This window comes from Helicobacter sp. MIT 03-1616 (assembly GCF_000765685.2).
GTDB classification, from domain to species: Bacteria; Campylobacterota; Campylobacteria; order Campylobacterales; family Helicobacteraceae; genus Helicobacter_C; species Helicobacter_C typhlonius.
The window spans coordinates 17,894-34,498 of sequence record NZ_JROY02000009.1 but is presented as its reverse complement, the minus strand read 5'-3'; the positions used below and the strand labels follow the sequence as shown (position 1 = coordinate 34,498).

15 protein-coding genes and 1 tRNA gene are annotated in these 16,605 nt (G+C 39.7%); 9 read left to right on the top strand and 7 right to left on the bottom strand.

Annotated features, from left to right (window positions below):
• Positions 1-42: 42 nt before the first annotated feature.
• From LS67_RS07000 to LS67_RS06980, 5 genes are all read left to right on the top strand, one after another.
• A complete protein-coding gene (locus LS67_RS07000) occupies positions 43-1,065 on the top strand; it encodes a hypothetical protein (protein ID WP_034325938.1) in 1,023 nt (340 codons plus the stop codon).
• A gap of 92 nt (positions 1,066-1,157) precedes the next feature.
• Positions 1,158-2,822, top strand: coding sequence for a hypothetical protein (locus LS67_RS06995; protein WP_034325939.1), 1,665 nt, complete (start codon positions 1,158-1,160; stop codon positions 2,820-2,822).
• 95 nt (positions 2,823-2,917) lie between these two features.
• On the top strand, positions 2,918-3,394 hold the full coding sequence (aroQ, locus tag LS67_RS06990) for a type II 3-dehydroquinate dehydratase (RefSeq protein WP_034325940.1): 477 nt from the start codon (positions 2,918-2,920) through the stop codon (positions 3,392-3,394).
• Positions 3,395-3,397: 3 nt separating this feature from the next.
• Positions 3,398-4,453: a M24 family metallopeptidase gene (locus tag LS67_RS06985; protein WP_034325941.1), complete on the top strand. Its 1,056-nt coding sequence runs from the start codon at positions 3,398-3,400 to the stop codon at positions 4,451-4,453.
• Between the two features lie 5 nt (positions 4,454-4,458).
• Positions 4,459-6,477, top strand: a complete 2,019-nt coding sequence (locus LS67_RS06980) for a 6-hydroxymethylpterin diphosphokinase MptE-like protein (RefSeq protein WP_138109658.1) — start codon at positions 4,459-4,461, stop codon at positions 6,475-6,477.
• A gap of 134 nt (positions 6,478-6,611) precedes the next feature.
• Here LS67_RS06980 and LS67_RS06975 read toward each other — a convergent pair whose 3' ends face one another.
• The 6 genes from LS67_RS06975 to LS67_RS09515 all read right to left on the bottom strand — a co-directional run bounded on the left by LS67_RS06975 (position 6,612) and on the right by LS67_RS09515 (position 10,990).
• Entirely contained in the window at positions 6,612-7,898 is a 1,287-nt protein-coding gene (locus LS67_RS06975) for a hypothetical protein (protein ID WP_034325942.1), read from the bottom strand.
• On the bottom strand, positions 7,895-8,275 hold the full coding sequence (locus LS67_RS06970; RefSeq protein ID WP_034325943.1) for a YkgJ family cysteine cluster protein: 381 nt from the start codon (positions 8,273-8,275) through the stop codon (positions 7,895-7,897). The genes LS67_RS06975 and LS67_RS06970 overlap by 4 nt, the downstream gene beginning before the upstream one ends.
• Positions 8,268-9,488 carry a hypothetical protein gene (locus LS67_RS06965; protein WP_034325944.1) on the bottom strand — a complete coding sequence of 407 codons (1,221 nt, stop codon included), beginning with the start codon at positions 9,486-9,488 and terminating at the stop codon, positions 8,268-8,270. The genes LS67_RS06970 and LS67_RS06965 overlap by 8 nt, the downstream gene beginning before the upstream one ends.
• Positions 9,485-10,108, bottom strand: a complete 624-nt coding sequence (locus LS67_RS06960) for a uracil-DNA glycosylase family protein (RefSeq protein WP_034325945.1) — start codon at positions 10,106-10,108, stop codon at positions 9,485-9,487. Before LS67_RS06960 ends, LS67_RS06965 begins: the two co-directional genes overlap by 4 nt.
• A gap of 9 nt (positions 10,109-10,117) precedes the next feature.
• Positions 10,118-10,876, bottom strand: coding sequence for an exodeoxyribonuclease III (locus LS67_RS06955; RefSeq protein ID WP_034325946.1), 759 nt, complete (start codon positions 10,874-10,876; stop codon positions 10,118-10,120).
• A 38-nt stretch (positions 10,877-10,914) separates the two neighbouring features.
• A tRNA-Glu gene (locus LS67_RS09515) sits at positions 10,915-10,990 on the bottom strand.
• Between the two features lie 90 nt (positions 10,991-11,080).
• Between LS67_RS09515 and LS67_RS06950 the strand changes: the two genes are divergently transcribed.
• The gene (locus LS67_RS06950) at positions 11,081-12,172 is read left to right on the top strand and encodes a CapA family protein (protein ID WP_138109656.1); all 1,092 of its coding nucleotides are present in this window, start codon (positions 11,081-11,083) and stop codon (positions 12,170-12,172) included.
• Positions 12,173-12,209: 37 nt separating this feature from the next.
• Positions 12,210-12,821 (top strand): LysE/ArgO family amino acid transporter, encoded by a 612-nt coding sequence (locus tag LS67_RS06945; RefSeq protein ID WP_034325948.1) that lies wholly within the window; start codon positions 12,210-12,212, stop codon positions 12,819-12,821.
• Between the two features lie 56 nt (positions 12,822-12,877).
• On the opposite strand, the gene murG is transcribed toward LS67_RS06945, so the two are convergent.
• Positions 12,878-13,933, bottom strand: a complete 1,056-nt coding sequence (gene murG / locus LS67_RS06940; protein WP_034325949.1) for an undecaprenyldiphospho-muramoylpentapeptide beta-N-acetylglucosaminyltransferase — start codon at positions 13,931-13,933, stop codon at positions 12,878-12,880.
• A 131-nt stretch (positions 13,934-14,064) separates the two neighbouring features.
• Between murG and gltX the strand changes: the two genes are divergently transcribed.
• Together gltX and LS67_RS06930 are read left to right on the top strand one after the other, a co-directional pair.
• Entirely contained in the window at positions 14,065-15,444 is a 1,380-nt protein-coding gene (gltX, locus tag LS67_RS06935; protein WP_034325950.1) for a glutamate--tRNA ligase, read from the top strand.
• Between the two features lie 17 nt (positions 15,445-15,461).
• Positions 15,462-16,523 (top strand): ankyrin repeat domain-containing protein, encoded by a 1,062-nt coding sequence (locus LS67_RS06930; RefSeq protein WP_236096368.1) that lies wholly within the window; start codon positions 15,462-15,464, stop codon positions 16,521-16,523.
• Positions 16,524-16,605: the final 82 nt, after the last annotated feature.

The following is a 16,605-nucleotide window of genomic DNA, read 5'->3' as shown; positions in this document are numbered from 1 at the left end:
TCATTTGGATTCTAAATACAAAGATAAACAAAAGGAGACAAGATGCCATTACCATTAATAATACCTATACTATTAGGAGGGGCTGCCCTTGCAACAGCTGGATACGGAGTAAAAAAAGCAATTGATGCTTATGATGATTCTCAAACAGCCGAAGCATACCACGAAAGGGCAAAAGATAAGTTTGATGAAGCACAAGCTGAATTAGATTCTAAAAGTGCGAAAGCACAAAAGCGTTTCGAGTCACTTGGACAATTTCAAGAGCAGATTGTAAGAGATGAATTGCAAAGATATACAGATATTGTTGATAAGCTACATCTTAAAGATAATGCAGATTTACAAGATATAGTAGGGCAAGAGATGCTTGATGGATTGGTTAATACACAACAATGTATTGTTTCACTAGAAACAATGCTTGGCGGACTTACTGGCGGAGCAGTAGCTGGAGCTCTTACTGGATTTGGTATGTATGGTGGAGTTGGATTATTAGCAAGTGCTTCTACTGGGACAGCTATTGCTTCTTTAAGCGGTGTAGCTGCTACAAATGCGACATTGGCTTGGCTTGGAGGAGGAAGTTTAGCAGCTGGTGGGCTTGGTATGGCTGGGGGCACTATGGTGCTAGGCGGTATTGTAGCTGCGCCTGTGATTGCTGTAATGGGTTCTGTTTTTGCAACAAAAGCAGAGGAGAAAAAATATGATGCTTATTCATATTATGATAGTGTATCAGCTATTTGTGAAACTATGGAAGCACAGGGTCTTGTGTGGAAACAACTCTCAAAAAAAGCTAAGGAAAAACGAAGTGCTCTTAGGGAAAGTAGAGTCGTGTTTGACACATCACTTGAAAAGATTGAGGACATTATGGAAAACAAAGGAGTAACTGATATTAAAAACGCTTGGAATGAGGAAGAACATAGAGAGCTTAAAACTTTAATGCAGCTTGCAGAAACTCTAGTTGTTGTCATCAATGCTCCAATTATGAATGATGATGATAGGCTTACTCAAAAACTAATGGAACATCAAAAAGAGTGCGAAAAACTTATGAAAGAGATTCAAAGAAAATGGGGGTAAGATACCCTTGTTATAGGGACAATGTTTTATAGATGATAATGCGCAGGATTTGTAATCTTACGTAACTTACAAAATAAAAAGGGATATATTTTATGGCAACAAAAGCACTCTATGAAGAAGTGATTGATGAAATTGGCACACAGACTTTAGCAAGGTTTGGGCTGAATATTTTTAATTTGCCTGTGAATTTTAGCTTTGGCTCTTATGAAGCTTATGGTGCCGCAGTAAGAGCTACGCAAGATACATTTAGGGCATATGATAAACACAAAAACAATGATAAATATTATGGGCAAACTTTTGAAGAGCTTGATATAGGGCAGCAAAATATCAAAGATTCTCTATTTAATACAGGTAATAAAACCTATACAACAGATACACTTGCAGATATTAAAAAAGTGCGAGACATACGAGCAAGTGGTAAAGATATTACGAAGCTTAATACAGAAGATAGAGAAAAGTATGAGCATATTATGGCAAATTATCCTGATGAAGTGGAAAATATGGATTTTGGAAAACTAGGCAATCTAGTAAGAAAAAATCATAATACCACAGATACTGTTAAACTTAATAAAAACGGCAATATTGTAAAAACCGCACAACTTAAAGTGATTAAAGACACAGAGGGCTTGCTTGAAGACCGCTATTTAGAGGGAGAAAATGCACCCGATGAACTCAAAATGCCTTTTGATGATTATAAAAGGCATAGAGAAAAGTTAGAGGAAATGATTACAAAAGGCAAAAATAATCCCAATGATAAAAAAGCAGTAGATAAGGCAAGAAAGGCAGAGAAAGCCCTAGAAAAACTCAACGCAAACAATCTCTGCAATCGCCTAATGTGTGAGAATCCAAGAATAACCGCAGTGGCAACACAAAGTATCGTAGCAAGTGGGCATATTGCTCAAGCAGGTTTTAGTGATGCAATCATAGCAGCTCTAGCTACCCTTGCAAATGGTGTAATTTGGGAGATTAAAGATATGTTTGGGGGAAGCATAGATACTCAAACCTCTATATTAAAACGCATTAAAAGACTTTTGAAAAGAACAATTGAGGCTTTTCAAGCAACATTTGGAAGAGGTGCTGGGTTTGGTGCAATAGATGTGGCTGTGGGCGTTGTAGGGCAGATTTTTAGAAGTATAGCGGGAAGCTTAAGGTTTATATGGGATAAGATTCGCACGGCGCTAAAGTCTATTTATAATGGTATTGTTTCTTATATTAAAGGAGAAGTATCAAACCTAAGGGAATTGCTAGGGATAATTTTAAAGTCTCTTTTTTCTGCTGCTTGGGTTGTTAGCACCTTGGCATTAGAGAAAAAACTAGGATTAATCTTAGAAGCAACTCCACTTTCATCATTTACACCTATTTTTGCTATTGTTGCGGGAGCTTTTGCGGTTGTGGTTACCCATAGAAGCATAGATTTAGCCCTTGATACAATCTTTTTGGTTTTTGCTGCAAGAGATAAAGCAAAGCTAAGAGCAGAGGAAATAGCGGATATTGTTGCAACAAATCTCCCTATGCTTGTTGAAAAAAGAGAGGAGCTAGAGCAGCTTATAGAATCCACACATAAGGAGCGATTAATGAATTTAGAATCTTCTTTTGCAGATTATCAAAAAGCTTATCAAAATGCTGATGATAATGGTATATATGAGGGATTAAATCGCATTTGTAATCTTTATGATAGTAGTCTTAGTATTAAAGATATGGGTGATGTAGAAAATATTTTAAAAAAACCAAATAGAACAGGCAAATTGCAGTGGTAGCCTAAAATACGAAGTTTATCCCATTATTTCACAAATTTCGCTATAATGTGCGCTTTAAAAGAATCTAAGTAGATTCTATAACTTAAGGAGCATAAATGAAGTTTCTTATCATTCAAGGACCAAATCTCAATATTTTAGGGCATCGTGAGCCGCATATTTATGGAAATTTTACACTAGATCAGATTCATAACAATCTCCAAGCTCAAGCCAAGCAAAATAATGCAGAATTAGAGTTTTTTCAAAGCAATTTTGAAGGCGAGATTATTGATAAACTCCAAGAGTGTATTGGTGGAGAATATGCGGGTGTTTTGATTAATCCTGCTGCTTTTTCGCATACTTCTATCGCCATTGCTGATGCGATTGCAAGTTGCGGTGTGCCTGTGATTGAAGTGCATATTAGCAATATCCACGCAAGAGAGGAATACCGCTCCAAAAGCTACACAGGAGCAGTAAGTGCGGGTGTAATTACAGGTTTTGGTGCATTTGGCTATCATTTAGCTCTTATGGGAATCTTACAAATTGCAAATGAAATTGCCGCCCTCAAAGCACAGCAAAATAACCAAAACGCCTAAACTATGAGAAACTCTCACTCCCTGCCTTATCTTAGCCTTGATGAGAATGCGCAGTATTACGAATGTGGCTTTAGCTGCGATAATGCAGTTGTCGTGCGCGTGGAGGAGAGCAGATTTTTTATTACAGATTCTCGTTATACCCTTGAAGCCAAAGAATTATGCAAACCACGCACCGAAGTGATAGAATCTGCAAATTTTATACAAAGCGTGCAAGAAGTGCTACAAAAGCTCCATATACATAAAATAGTGTTTAACCCCCAAGAATTAAGTGTGCAAATGTATGAAAAGCTTAAAAATGCGCTTGAGAAGCACAAATGTGAGATTATTCCACAAGAGAATTTTCATCAAAAGCTTAGAATCTGCAAAAGCGAGCAAGAGATTGCCCTTATTAAAACATCACAAAAGCTTAACAAAAAGGCATTTAAACGATTTGGTATATATTTAAATAAGATTGTTAAAAAATCTCCAAGTGAAAAAGCACTACATTATCAGGCTATGCAGTTTTTGAGCCATTTTGGAGAGTATGAGTTAAGCTTTGAACCAATTGTTGGCATTAATGCTAATGGGGCAAAACCCCACGCTTTGCCCAATGCAAAGTGTTATTTGGCAAAAAATGATATTTTGCTTTTTGATGCTGGAATAAAATATAAAAGATATTGTTCAGATATGACGCGCACAGCTGCTATTAAAGGTGAAATACATTTTGGCAAGAAGCAAAAATTTAAAAATCCAAAGTATCAAAAAATCTATGATATTGTTTTAAAAGCCCAAGAAGAAGCCATTTCAAAGGCAAGGAGCGGTATGAAAGCTAAACAAATAGACGCTTTAGCGCGTAATGTCATTGAAAAAAGTGGCTATGGCAAATATTTCGTGCATAGCACAGGACACGGTGTAGGGCTTGATATACACGAGTTACCACGCATTTCGCGCTTAAGTGAGGAATGCGTAGAGGATGGTATGGTATTTTCTGTTGAGCCCGGTATTTATCTCCCACAGGAATTTGGTGTGCGAATTGAGGATTTAGTGGTGATGAAAAATGGACGTGCAGAGGTGCTATAATATATATGGATAACGCACATCAAACACAAATGCAGCCTACAAGTCTTCGTGCTATTTGTCAAAGTGGCGCATTACATCTTTTAGAATCTTATACTGCAAAACGATATGCACTCAATATGAATTTTTTTGCTTCAATCAACCCTAAGCTTTTTGAAGAGCTTAAATCTCCTCCTGCGCAGTATAATGTGTATTGCAATGGGAAGGATTTAAACATCATTGATGTGCATACTAAAAATTTTGTCTATCCTACGCGCAAAAAGGGCAAGAAGCTTAAACATACAATGATAGAGCAAAATTTCGCTCTATCCTCAAATCCATTGAATAATTCAGCCTATACTCTGCATACAAATCGTCTAGCCCTCCATAAACTTGACGAAGAGAAATTACCTCTCACCGCAGGGATTTGCAATCCTATGATTGATATGATGTTAAATGAGTTTGGGGGAGCAAATCGCTTTCATCTCCCCTCACATTTTTTGCCGAATATGACGCTTTTTGGGTTACTTGGTGGTATGTTTTTGCAGTTTTTGATTGAGCAGGGCTACTATTTTCATTCCTTATTGCTTTTTGAAGAGCATATAGATTTTTTTAGAATCTCACTTTATTTTGTAGATTACCCTTTGTTATTTGAGCGTGTGAGTGAGCGCTCGTGTTATGTATTTGTCAAGGATTTATTGCATAAAGAATTTGTCCAAAATTATTTTGCACAAAGAAGAATTACAAATAACTTTTTGCGCCTTGAATTATGCCTGTATGATAGTCCTAAATTACAAGCTGTGCAAGAGAGTGTCGCAGAAGCTTATGCAATAAATTCTAGGGGTTGGGGGAGCTTTGATGATGAGATGATAGGCGTAAAAAATACATTTATCAATTTGGGCATAAATAAATCGCATCTAGCTTATCCTATTTTGCACCTACCACAGCGTGTTAATGCGCCTATATGTGTTGTGGGAAATGGACCAAGTCTTGATATGTTACTGCCTTTTATCAAAGCTAATGCGCATAATATGATTATTTTTAGCTGTGGCACCGCGCTCAAGCCGCTTAAGAATGCAGGTATTGAGCCTGATTTTCAAATCGAAATCGAACGCATTGCCTATCTCAAAGATGTTTTAGAATCTGCCCCACTAGGAGAAACCACACTTTTATGCGGCAATATGGTGCAACCTGATGCACTCGCTCTTGCTGAAGAGGCATATATATTTATGCGCGGAGGAAGTGCGAGTGCGTATTTTGGTGGGGCAAAAAGTGTAGTTGAATTCGCCGCACCCTATGTAGGTAATGCAGGATTTGCCCTCGCGTGCCTCTTGAGTGAGGAAGTGATAATGTGTGGGCTTGATTGTGGCTACATCAAAGGTAAGGCAAAACACGCGCAGGACTCATATTATGGCGATGAGGAGAATACGATACCTAAAAATGCCTATCTCGTGCAAGGAAATAGCGACTATGAAGTGTATGCAGACGCGCTATTTAGCCTCTCTAGTGCTATGATGAGCAAAGCGATTAGGGTTTTTGCCCCAAAACTTGTAATGAATATTGGCGATGGTGCATACATTCAGGGGAGTCGCTCCACTCATCCCGATGAATTTACCTTGCGCGAAATCGATAAAAACACGCATATACAGACAATAAAAAGCTTTATGTGTGCAGATAAAAGCGCAGTTTTCTCGCACGAGCAATCTTACACAGCAGAGCTAGACGCCTATAAAAATGAAATTCTCAAAGCACTCAAAAGCGAAGTAAATGGGCAAAATCGCCCGATAGCAAACAAAAAAGAGCTTTTTTTACGCATTGATTCTATTCACGCCCTAACCCTCAAATACTCCGCAAAAATCCCATTTGTGGGCGTGATGTTTGAAGGGAGCGTAGCACATATGCTCCATACGATGATGCTCTGTGCGCTGCATATCCCTAGCGATGATATTATGCCCTTTTATGCACGATGTGTAGAGATGATAGAAACCGCCCTTAACAAAATGATAATGAGTTATAAAATCCTTTATCTTGCAAATATGCGCTCATAAGATTCTAAAAGAGTTGTTTAAGGCTTACGATTATCATTTCTCTATGCAATCAATAAAAAATGTGATATAGATTTAACTTACCAAGCAAAGTCAAAAAAGCTTTTTGCGCGACAAAGATTCTAAACTACAAAAGCCTAGCGCACCGCACATTTATCAATCAAAGCCTTATGCTCTTTGAGCTCGGGCTCTTTTAAAACCTCCTCTTTTGGGATAAGCCCAAAGGTTTTCTGGGCATTGACACAATCCTTGAGCTTATAATACCCCCACGCTAGAGAATCTAAATATGCCGGATTGAGCGGGGAAATCTCTAATGCCTTTTTAATATGTCCCACGCCCTCAACCACATTAATTTCATAATCAATCATTAAATATCCCAAAAAATTGAGAAAAAATCCCATTTGTGCGCTATTTAGCTGCAAAGACGCATTAATCATTTCATCTTTTGAAGCGGGTTTGTCGGTAGTTTGCATAAGTTTTATAGCACTTTTCAGCTTTGTAGCAATAATGCGCACTTGTGCAATGTTTTTCTTGTCTTTTAAAGATTCAAAGCTATACACCTGCTCAAGTGCCAAAAAATAGGGATTTTTATTTTTCTCATAGAGATATTTTGCCTGCAAAGAAGCGTTGTAATAATCCCCCTGTGCTGCGTATAGCTCGAGTAATATCTCACCCTTAAATGGAAATTGCGCGGCAATCTCGGAGGCTTCTTTAAACTTCTTGCGGTGCGTGTAAGCCAAAATTAAATTACGCGCATTTTCAATCGTAGGATTCTCATCAAAAGCGCGTTTAAAGAGATATTCTATCTTGTCAAACTCCGGGAATTTCGCATAAATAGCTATGCCAAATTGACAGAAGTTCCCCTCGCAGCCATAATTTTGTATATGATTATCAAGCAATTCTAAGGCTTTTTTTTGGTGCGAAAGGGATAATTCTATGGTGATAATTTTTTGCGCTATATCCGCGCTCTTACTCGTATTATACGCATCATACAAATACTCTAAAGCCTCTTTATACGCGCCCTTTGTAGCATAAAGTGAGCCTAAAATATCGCTTAACATCACACTAGGCTCACTTTTATAAATGATGAGTGCCTCTTTTATCGCTTCATCTGTCTTTTCAAGCTTGAGATAGGAATCCAAAAATACTTTATGTAGCATTATGTCCTTTGTGCCACCTAGTGCGAGATACTCATTTGCAAAGCCAAGTGTAGCGTTAGGATTATTAAGCGCGGAGGAGAGCACAACGGCTTCTTTGAGATATTCAAGCTTATGTGTCTCCTCATAGAGCACGAGATATAAATCCCGCGCCTTATCAAATCGTGATTGTGTCTCATAATCGAGTGCTTCAAAGAGATAGCTCTCCTCGTCAAATGCACCATAGCACAAACACGCACAGCAAAGCAAACTCACTAGCCATTTCATTTTTGTTCCTTTTTTGCTCTTATACCAGCACACATATGCGTAAGGGACACAAAATCGTCCCCGCTCAAACTTTTATGAGATTCCCAAAATGGAAAATTGCGACATTGCGCCGGGCGAAGCGCGTAAATACCACATTTTCCATCATCAAAAAATACACACGCCAAGCCATTTTGATATGGCTTTTCAAGGAATGAAAATCTATACCCGACTTTGCGCACATACTGCATACAAAAAGATTCAAAGCTTAGGGCTAAAAACGCGGCAATTTCTTGCATTTCCTTGATACTTGCAAATACATATCCGCTCTCTCCTATGCAGCACTTGCCCCCACAGCCCTCACATTTACTCGCATCAAAGCTAAATGGATAATCACTCATAGAATCTTTTTGTATCGGTTTTGTAGATTCTATTGACATACTCAACTTGCGAATCTTTCACGCGTTCATTAAAAACTCTCCGCCCATTCAGCTGTGTCAAAATAAGCTGCTCCACGCCAATAGCAGTAGAATAATTCACCCAATCATAGCGCAAATCCCCGCCCAAAAGCGAAGCATACTCAACAAGGTACTGATTTGGTCTATTAATCACATTTGCTATAAAAAGATTCCTTCTATCATTTCTTTGTATCATTAGTAAAAGCGCGGGATTGAAGTTGATTTGTGTAGAAAGCATTTTATCGGGCTTTCTGGCAGAGAGAGCAAGTTGCGAGGCGATAAGCCCCGTTTTCACCCAAGGCGTGTTAAAAAACACAACATTTCCGGCAATATGCCGCTCATAGGTTCTAAGCTTTTGTGAAAAAGTCGTAGCAGATTTTGAATCTATTACTTCTTGAAACACTACGCGGTTGCTTTTTTCCTGTAACATCGCACCAAGATTGCGTCCAATAACGCCATTATCATTATAGGCGACAATGGACTTACTCCCCACCATTGATAAGAGTAGCTCAATCTGCGCCTCATAGTCAATCCCGCCAAAGATAAGATTCTTTGGTGTAGAGTCTGTTTTGATTTGTTTTTTATTGATTGTGGGAAGATAGGTAGGGAGACTGATATTAAGATTCACAAACTCCTGTGCGCCCTTTGTAGTAAGGATAGCAATCACAGAATCATAATCATTTTGCACGATTTTTGCATAGGTATTACGCAAATTTGCCGTGCTTTCATCGCCAGTGTCAAAAATCTCAAACACAAAGTCATTTCCCCGCATCATTAAATAAGCCAAAATCGTATCAATACTGCTCGCAGAATAGCGTCCAATCACCTTTTTAGGCATTAAAAGGGCAAGCTTTACTTTCGCACCACCTTGAAAATTTGTAGGCGCTAGATAATCCATAATACCCAAATCCGCAAGTGCGCTTGAGAGCTTAGAACGCAACTCAACATCATCTATACTCGGGTCAAAAAACGCAATAAATGAAAAAAACTGCCCCTTGAGAAAATAATCAACCAAACACGAGTTAGAACATTTAGCAGTGCTGACATTGAGTACCTCTTGCTGTGGGAGTGGGAGTGGCGAGATAATATAGCTTTTTGCAGCCACATTTGACGCACATAGCACACAGATGAATGCAAAGATTCTAAATAGTCTCATATTTGTCCTTTTGCAAGTAAAAAATGCGTGTGCGCCTCTTTTTTCAAGGAGGGATTACGCACAAGCTCATTAAGTGAATAAGTCATCAAAAAAATTCTGTTATTGTGCCATAAAATTCTACCAGCTTCTAAATGCACCCCCAAAATATGCTCAACGACCTGATTCCCAAGCAATATACATACTTTTGGTGTGATTTTTTGGAGTTGAGAGAGGCAAAAGCCCATACAGGATAGAATTTCGCTCTTTTCTATGTATGGATTCCCGCTACATTTTATGAGTGATAAAATCGATACCTGATGTTTTGAAAGTCCAAAAACGCGTGTGATGATATTTTCTAGCATTATGGCACTTTTATTTTGCACGAATATGCCATTTTCATCAACAAGTGGGGTTTCACTAATAAAACAAAGTTGTGATTGTGGGTTACAAAGCCCCACAATCGGTTCTTTGCAATGCTTAATGCGATTACACAAGGAGCAGTTTTTGATAACGGATTCTAAATCATTATGCAAGGGCTGATAAGGGGTGGGGTGGTGCAAGGGCATCACATATCGTTCCCCACAAGCATACTGCCCATACAGCAGTTTAAGTTGAAGCATTTTAAGAATCTGTGCCTTCATCATTAAGCCCTAAACTAAATCAAGCTCTAAGCCCACTGGGCAGTGGTCGCTCCCAAAAATATGAGGATAAATACTTGCTTCTTTAATATGTGATTGCAGATTTTGAGAACATAAGAAATAATCAATGCGCCAACCCGTGTTATTCTCTCGCGCCTTTCCCATATAGCTCCACCAGCTGTATGCGCCCTCGCGCTCGGGGTATAAATACCTAAAAGTATCCACAAAGCCAGATTCTAAAAGCTCACTCATCTTGCCTCGCTCCTCATCTGTGAATCCCGCATTTCTGCGATTAGTCTTTGGGTTTTTCAAATCAATCTCTTTGTGGGCGACATTCAAATCCCCGCAAATCACCACAGGCTTACTTTTGGAGAGATTCACAACAAAAGCGCGAAAGTCATCTTCCCACTCCATTCTATACTCCAGCCGCTCTAGCTCTCGCTTGGCATTTGGCGTATAGACATTGACAAGATGAAAATGCGGATATTCTGCACGAATAATACGCCCCTCCTTGTCGTGATGAGCAATACCCATATCATATTCTACCTTTAAAGGCTCATTTTTGCTTAGCACCACTACGCCAGAATAGCCCTTTTTTTCCGCACTATTCCAAAAGTTATGATAGCCCTCAAAGCTAAAATCTGCTTGTTCCTTATACATTTTAGATTCTTGAATACAAAACACATCGGCATCAATTTCTCTAAAAAAATCCATAAATCCCTTATTTATACACGCACGCAACCCATTGACATTCCACGAGATAAGTTTCATTAAGCCCCTTCAATGCTGAATCTAAAAAAGAATAAGTGTGGCGACCCTTGGAAGATTTGAACTTCCGTTCCCGCCGAGAAAGGGCGGTATCCTTGGCCTCTAGATGAAAGGGTCGGCGAAAGTATAGCAAACTTTATTTAAGATTTGCTACAATGCGATTTTTGCAATAATGAACCTTACCACAAAACAGCACAAAGGATAAATATGCGTAACTCTATAAAACTTTTGGGAATCTATGGTTCACTGCTTTTGTTGTTAGCGGGGTGTAGTATAACGCCTACCGCGCAAACTTCACAAGATTCTACTGCAAAAAGCGATATTATCACGCTTAGCTTTATTGGCGATAATGTGCTTGGCGACTACTATGGGAGCAATGGCGAGACGCTTAATTGGTATTTTAATCACAAAATAGGCAAGGATTATAGCTATTTCTTTGCAAAAGTTAAGCCCATTTTGCAAAGCGATGATATGACTTTGGGGAATCTCGAAGGACCGCTCACTACACATAATGGGGATAGAATGATTAAGCCCTTTGCCTTTAAAGGCGATCCAAGCTATGTAGAGATTCTTAAAAGTGGTAGTGTGGAGGCGGTAAATATCGCTAATAATCACACGCGCGATTATGGAATGCAAGGATTCAAAGATACCCAAACGCACCTCAAAAACGCAAAGATTCATTACAGCGGCGAGGGCGTATTAAGCATTTATGAGGTGAAAGGCAAAAAAATTGGTATGGCGGGACATCGCGGGGGGAATCCAGCGATAAAAACACAAGTAAAAAAAGAAATAGAATCTTTGCGTAATATGGGCGCGGATATTGTTATTTTCACTTTCCATTGGGGAGAGGAGAGGGAGAATTACCCAAACAAGATTCAAAAAGACATCGGGCGGTTTGCTATTGATAATGGAGCGGATTTAGTCATCGGGCATCACCCGCACGTGTTGCAGGGCATAGAGGAGTATAAGGGCAAAAAAATTGTATATAGCCTTGGAAACTTCGTCTATGGTGGGGCGAAAAATCCAGCCGATAAAGATAGCGTGATTTATCAAGTGCGTTTTGCCTTTGGCGCGAAGCAAAATCAACTTGAAAAAATGAGTGATGAGCTGATTTATATCAATAACAAAAAAGTGCAAAAAATCGCTAAAATGCAACAATGGAGCGAACTGCATAGCTTTGTGCCTGTAATGATTAGCGGGGCAAAGACATATAATAACTATCAACCTATAATTGCGCAAGAAGCAGACAAAGAGCGTATTATTAAAAGAATGAATACTTATAGCGCACCATTAAACTAGCGCGATTTTTAAGAATCTTAAATAAACTAGGATACCTATGCAGGATTTTATACAAGGATTCTTAGTGGCATTTGGGCTCATTTCTGCCATTGGCGCACAAAATGCCTTTGTCATCAAAAGTGCTATCAAAAAGGAGCATACATTCTTTGTATGCTTCGTGTGTGTGCTATGTGATGTCATTTTTATGAGTCTTGGTGTGTTGGGCGTTGGCACAATGCTTGCAGATTCTGTCATATGGAGCAAGATTCTAGCCTATGGTGGCATTTTATTTTTATGCGTGTATGGATTGCGCTCACTTAAAGCCGCTTTTCAATCAAACCAAAGTATTCGCTTAGAGCAAGACAACACGCATTTATCGATGAAAAGCACACTTTTAGCCACATTAAGCATTACACTTTTAAATCCACATATGTATTTGGATACCTTTATCTTGCTAGGGAGTATCAGCATAAGCACAGATTCTAAAATTGCCTTTCTTTTAGGCTGTATTAGTGCTTCTGGTACGTGGTTTTCTCTGCTTGGATTTGGCGCAAATGCACTATCGCCCTACTTTGCCTCACCCACCGCGTGGAGAATCTTAGATGGATTTATAGCGTGTGTGATGTTTGCGATTGCCTTTAGCCTTGCGATGTATGTGGCGGGGATTTAGCCCCATTTCCCAATAAAATATGATTTTTTTAGAATCTTAAGCACAAAAGCCCCACCTTATCCTTTATCTCCACAAATCCTTTGAATATGCTTCAAAATCTCCTGTGCGCCATAGGGCTTAATCTTGCTCATTACCTGCTGTGATTTTTGCGTGAGTTTCTCACCCTGCAAAGATTCTATAAATTTCAGCACTGCTTGAGCACTTAGCTCGGATTCCCTTATCACCTCTCCTAAGTCCTCTTTGGCAAAATACAGCGCATTAAAATATTGATGGTCTTTTGCCGCATAAGGATAAGGCACAAAAATACCAATTAGCCCATTCGCACTCATCTCCCATAAGCTTGAAGCACCAGAGCGTCCAATACACAAATCCGCCGCCCACAGCCGCTCAACAAGCTTTGTATCAAAGGCGAATACATCAATATCATTTACAATCCCAAGTTTCTCATATGCCTCCTTCATACGCTCAAAGTCCCGCTCCCCACATTGATGAGCCACCTTTATGCCCCTTTGTAAAAGCTCGGGCACAAGCGTTAGCGCAAAGTCATTAATACCCTTTGCCCCTTGTGAGCCACCCAAAAATAATATCTCGCGCACACTCTCGCGCACACGCGCCTTTGTGAAAAACTCATCACGTACCGGATAAGAAGTGCGGATAAAATTTTTAGAATCTGATTCAAAGCTCCCAAAAACCGCCTTTGCAAAAGGGGTTAGAATCTCATTAAGCTTACCCTTAATCGCATTTTGCTCGTGGATAAAAAGCGGAATAGCACATAAAAGACTAGCGATACTCGCGCCACCTGCGCTAAACCCACCTACACTTATCACACATTCGATTTTATGAGATTTAAGAATCTTGCGTGAGCGTGCCACGCATTGGGCTTGTTTAAAAAGTGCCTTGAGCTTACCCAAACCCCGCTTATTAACTACACCTACTGAATCTAAAAAATAGCATTGCGTAAAAAGTGAGGAAGATTCAAACCAAGCCCTATCCTGCCCTAAAGTCGAGCCGATATAAATAGCTTCCTCCCCGCTCTTTTGTATAGCTTCTGCCAAAGCTTTAGCAATGGCCAAATGCCCTCCTGTGCCTCCACCTGTAATCGCAAACTTCATTTAAATCCTTTATGTAAAAATACGAAATAATGCCTGTATTGTAATGTGCGAAAATGATATTTTAGTAATGTGTAAAAGGGTATTAAGTTAAGATTCTATATACTCACGCAAATTTTCTTTAAAGGCACACAATGGCTCAAATTATCACGCGCTTTGCGCCCTCGCCCACAGGATATTTGCATATCGGGGGATTGCGCACGGCATTATTTAACTATCTCTATGCAAGAGCAAATGGTGGTAAATTTTTGCTTCGTATCGAGGATACGGATTTGGCGCGAAACTCACTTGATGCGACAAAGGCGATTATAGAAGCTTTTAATTGGGTGGGATTAGAATATGATGGCGAGGTCATCTATCAAAGCCAAAGGTTTCCCCTCTACAAGCAATATATTCAGCAGTTACTCGATTCTAAAAAAGCATATTACTGCTATATGAGTAAAGAGGAACTAGACGAGCTAAGGGCGCAACAAGAAGCAAACAAGCAAACACCGCGTTATGATAATCGCTACCGCGATTTTACTGGCACGCCACCGAGCGATAGAGAGCCTGTGGTAAGGATTAAAGCCCCGCTTGAAGGCGAAATATGCTTTAAGGACGGCGTGAAAGGCGAGATGAGAATCCAAGCTAAAGAACTTGATGATTTTATTATCGCACGAAGCGATGGCACACCCACTTATAACTTTGTCGTTGCTATTGATGATGCGCTTATGGGCGTTACAAATGTGATACGAGGTGATGACCACTTGAGCAATACACCAAAACAGATTATCGTGTATAATGCATTGGGCTTTGCAATACCGCGATTTTTTCACGTGCCGATGATTCTTAACCCTCAAGGGCGCAAACTTAGCAAACGCGATGGTGCAATGGGAGTGATGGACTACAAAAAAATGGGCTATCTGCCCGAAGCGATTCTCAACTTCCTCGTGCGTTTGGGCTGGAGTTATGGCGATAAGGAGATTTTCTCTCTCAAAGAAATGTGCGAACTCTTTAACCCATTCGAACTAAATAGCTCCCCTAGCGCATACAATGAGGATAAATTTTTATGGCTCAACGCACATTATATTAAAAATACCGATAATGCCACACTTGAAACGCTTTTAAGCGCATTTAATGTGCCTTGCATAGAAGCGGGAAAGCGTGAGATTCTCTATCCTGCACTTAAAGACAGATGTAATACTCTTGCAAACTTCGCACAAGGCTTTTTTGAAGTGATGAATGCACCTCAAAGCTATGATGAAAAAATGCGCTCAAAGCTTGATGAAGTAGCAGTGGCAAATTTAGAATCTCTTTTTAATGGAGCAGATTCACAAATATGGGAAAGCGCGCGCAATATGGAATCCTACCTGCACGACCTCGCTACACAGCGCAATATCAAAATAGGCAAACTTATGCCAACTCTGCGCTGTGCCTTGCTCGGCAAGAGCGGAGGCATTGGCGTGTGCGAGGCGCTTATTATACTCGGGCAAAAAGAAAGTTTGGAACGCATTAACGCATTTTTGCGTAGCTAAAATACAAAAGAGGCGATATGAAATCAAATACAAATGAAGAGAGTGAGTGTAGCCACATATCAGCTAGAGATTCACTCGCGCAAAAACGCGCTTGGCAAATGATAACGCGCATAGATGTATGCAAAAACACCCTAAAATACGCACTTATAAGTATGTGTATGTGTTCCTTTGCCTTTGGGAATTGGTTTATGAATGGCTGGGACACACAAAATCCGCCAAGCCTTGAACAAAGTCTCAAATCCCTACTTGCTCTAAACTGCTCACAAGTAGATATGATAAAAGGCACTACAAAGCCACACAAGGGCAAAAAGGCAATAGAGCAGTGCAAAAAGGAGCAAAAATTTTTACGCGCTATTGCCAATGACGATACACAAACCTATCAATCTATAATGAAAGAGGGCGAGGGAAATGCGTATTTCTCGTTTTATACCACGCATTCCCCGAGACTTGAAATCACGCCCCTTATGGCTGCTATTGCTCTCAACTCCACAAGAGTGTTTAATCTCATTCTAGCAGATTCTGCAAAATCAAAACGATTCTCCACCAAAAAGCCGCTTTATGATATTAATCGCGTGATGAGTGATGAGCAAAGGCATATAGGTGCCTTTAGACTAGGAAATGGAATCTACGATGCCTATGGCGTGAATGCACTTGATTTAGCGGCAATGTATCGCAGGTATGATATGTTTTGGGCGTTACTCAATAAAGGCGCGGAATACAATAATCCAAAATACCCCCTAACAAATGGTATTATTGCCTTTGGTGATAGATATATTTTAGAGCTTATGTTGCAATTTGACAAGGAGTTTTTAGAACATTTTGGCGGGGGACATATCTTGCATTTTCTTGCGCGTGATGGCAATGTGGAGCTTTTAGAATACCTCATCGTAGATAAAAATATGCCTATTGATACGCTAAGAGCCGGTGAAACACCGCTTGATGCGGCACTTAATGCTAAAAATTTTCAGCATAAGCCACAACTAGAAGCAGCGCAAAAACTTATAGAATTAGGTGCAAAAGTAAGTGAGGCAAATGCACATCGCATTCATAAGCTTACCCACCAAAAAGATAAGCAATAAAGATACAGAATGTGTTTTAAAAGTTTTTAAATCTTATCATTTGCCTTAGCCAAACCCTAACCTTAAAGGCATTTAGAATCTT